The sequence below is a fragment of the Microcoleus sp. BROC3 genome (assembly GCF_036702515.1).
Lineage (GTDB): Bacteria > Cyanobacteriota > Cyanobacteriia > Cyanobacteriales > Microcoleaceae > Microcoleus.
This window is the reverse complement of sequence record NZ_JAUBTQ010000139.1, coordinates 1-3,350: the sequence shown is the minus strand read 5'-3', so window position 1 is coordinate 3,350 and position 3,350 is coordinate 1. Positions and strand designations below refer to the sequence as shown.

Sequence of the window (3,350 nt, the reverse complement as noted above, 5' to 3'; positions counted from 1 at the left end):
TCTTGGGCGGCGTTATTTAAAACCACGTTTTCCTGGGTGCGGATGACGTAGTGGGCGATCGCGCTTGCGAGTTTGGGCGTTTCCCCAGAAGCTGCTTCTGCATTGAGGGGATGCGAGCGCAGCACGCTGACTTCATCTTCCTTGACGGAACCTTCAGCCTCAATCGCCCAGTTTCCCGCTTTTTCTAAAATTAAAAATCCTTTTTCTGCGCCTGCATTTTCGATGGCAATCTTCATCAACCTTTCCAGCAATTTACTCAAAACAATTTCGCCTGAAATCGCGAAAGAGGCTTTCATTACTGTGGCTAAATCTAGCGTCTCTCCCAAATTGGTGCTAGTGGTAGTAGTCTTAATTGTTGTTCGGTTAACATTTGTTTGAGCTGTTGTATTGGCTGAGGTTCTAGCTAGGAATTGGGGATATTTCTTTTCTAAATCCTCAACTTTAGCTATAGCGCCCCAGACCTGGTAGCTATAATGAGCGTTTTGCATATAAGCTTGGGCGATCGTTTCATTATCCCATGACAGGTAGAATTTAGCGGCGAGTTCGTCAGCGAGTGCTTCTTCGTTGATATATTCGTTTTCCTTAGCTAAAGCAATGGCTTTATTGTACATCTGCATTGCCTCTACTTTTTCATCGAGTACGCGATGCCGTTCTGCCTCCACTAGATAGAATTTGTGTAAAAAATTCATTGGGGCATGATGCGCCCATTTCTGCATTTTTTCTTGATTAGCTTTTACTGTGTTGAGAATGTATTGTTGCTCTGACTGTGAAGTATTAGGATACACGGCTAACCGCGCCAAAGAATCGTAGAAATGGAAGATAGGAATAACAGGCAATCCTACCACTGCATCTAAATACTTCTGGGCTATAGCAATATTTTCAATCGCTTCTGAGTAATTTTCAAACAAACAACAAAGTATAATTTTGTTGACACATAAGTAAAAAATTCCCGAATTATCATTTGCTTGCTGGTACAATGGTAAACTTATTTGCTCGTCATATACTTCACCCTGGAGACGGCAAGGATTTTCACTTCTTCCCAGCAGATTTAAGACAGCCTGCCAAAACGGTTCGTGATAATTAAGGGCTGTTTCTTGCTTAAGTTTATAAATAGCACCTCTGTAAGCTGCCATCTCTCTTTCCAGCCCAGTCAGTTCTTTGCTACTTAAGTAAGTGCAAAAAGAGTAGTCAAATAGACTAAAGGCAGCCCATTCTAAATCTCCCGCCTCCATTCCACTAGAGTAAGCTAACTTGAAAGACTCTAATGTTTCTTTGAGATGTTCTTTCCAATGTCGGGTAAATATATTGACAATAACAAGGGTTTTAGCTTTGATTTCTGTAGCATTCAACTTTGAAAGTAGATTTAAAGCCAATTGACCGAACTGATAACCCGAATCAATATCTCCGACAACTCCACAAAGTAGAAGACCATAATTGGCATAACCAAAGGGAGACACAGAAGTATTACCATATTGGACGGATAAATCTACTTGTTTGCACACCATTAAGGGTAATAGTGCAGGAGTAGCAATGAATGTAGCAGCAAAGGTACTTGACAAAACTTTTATAGCTGCTAGTTTATAGGGATCGCTCATTTGAGGCAGATCAATTAAATCTTCAATTCGCTTCCCGTTTAAAATTGCCGCAGTTTCTCCTAATGCCTGCTCAATATCTGAAGGGTTAGGCTGAGAGGGAAACTCTACGCCTAGCAGCTTTAAAACCCCTAACGCTGTATTAACTGCTTCTAGTAGTTTGTTCTGCGACACATAAGCTTGAATCTGAACTTCATACACTTTCACTTTATCCAGCAGCGTTTTGGCGGAGTTTTGTACTATCTCAACGAATCTCTGCATTCGGTCAATATCACCGCTCAAAAAAGCTGCCTCTGCTGCTTCTTCATGCAGTGCTAATGTCAGTTCGTACTGATGAGTCCAGCTAGAATTTGCTAGCAGTCCCAAACCTGCTTGCAAATATTCGGTAGCCGCAGCATAAGCCGTTGCTGCTTTACCTTTTTGACCGGCAATTAAATTTAGTTTTGCAATTTCAGTGCGTTCGGATTCATCGCCAACTCGTTCAATTCCTAAATTAAGATGATCGACGATCGCAAATATCTCTTCCCCTCGTTTCTCTGGCGAGGTATTTTGCCACAGCAGGCGGCCAATTTGCAAGTGAACTGTTTTTTTAGAATTTTGCTCAATCAAAGCATAAGCTGCTTGTTGCACGCGATCGTGCAAAAACTTGTAAGTAGTGATTACTAGATAAGACTGAACGATTTCTTCTTCTGTTACGCCGAGTTCAGAAGTGGCTAAAATTAAGCCATCTTGGATTGCTGGCACTAGCTCTTTAAAAGTTTCAACCGTAGATTTTTCGTTGACTATCGAGAGAGTATTTAAGTCAAAACTATTGCCCACACAAGCGGCTAACCGTAAAACTTGCTGAGTTAAATCTGGCATTTTTCTCAATTTACCGACCATCAACTCAACGACGTTATCGGTAATCCCTACGGCTTCAATTTCTGAAATATTCCACTCCCAGTTTCTTTGCTCAGAATTAAAATTCAGGAGGTTTTCTTCATAGAGAGTTCTGAGAAACTGATTGACAAAGAAAGGATTGCCTTGAGTTTTACCGACGACTAACTCAGCTAGGAGGATGACTGAGCCTCTATCCCTCCGCACAGTATCAGCTATCAAGTTAGTAATATGTTCGATATCTAAGGGAGTTAAGGTAATGTGGTTAATAATCGCGCTTTGATTTTGCAGCCCCTCCAGAGTCATTATTAAAGGATGGGTGGGGCTCACTTCGTTATCTCGATAAGCACCCATTAGAAATAAGTATTTTGTTTCCTCATCTGCCATCATTACTTGCAGCAGTTTCAAAGTAGCGGAGTCAGCCCATTGCAAATCGTCTAGAAAAATGACTAAGGGATGCTCGACACAACAAAACACCCGGATAAATTTTTGGAAGACTAAATTAAAGCGGTTTTGCGCTTCTGTAGCACCTAACTCTTGGACGGATGGCTGTTTGCCAACAATCAGTTCTACGTCGGGAATGACATCTATAATGATTTGACCGTTATCACCAAACGCCACTAAAAGTTTTTCTTTCCAGGCGCCCAGTTGCGTTTCGCTTTCAGTTAAGAGTTGCTTGACTAAGGACCCAAAAGCTTTAACAATAGCTGAGTAAGGAACATTGCGTTGAAATTGGTCGAATTTCCCGGCAATAAAATAACCGTTGGCCTTAGTAATCGGTTGATAAACTTCTTGCACTAAGGCAGATTTGCCAATGCCCGAGTAACCCGACACTAACATAATTTCTGTTGTGCCATTGCTAACGCGCTCGAAGGCGGCTAA

Annotated in this window: 1 protein-coding gene; it reads right to left on the bottom strand. The window is 41.6% G+C overall.

Annotation, left to right across the window (positions count from 1 at the left end; translation table 11 throughout):
• On the bottom strand, positions 1-3,350 hold a 3,350-nt coding region (locus QUB30_RS33110; RefSeq protein ID WP_333342493.1), incomplete at both ends, for an AAA family ATPase.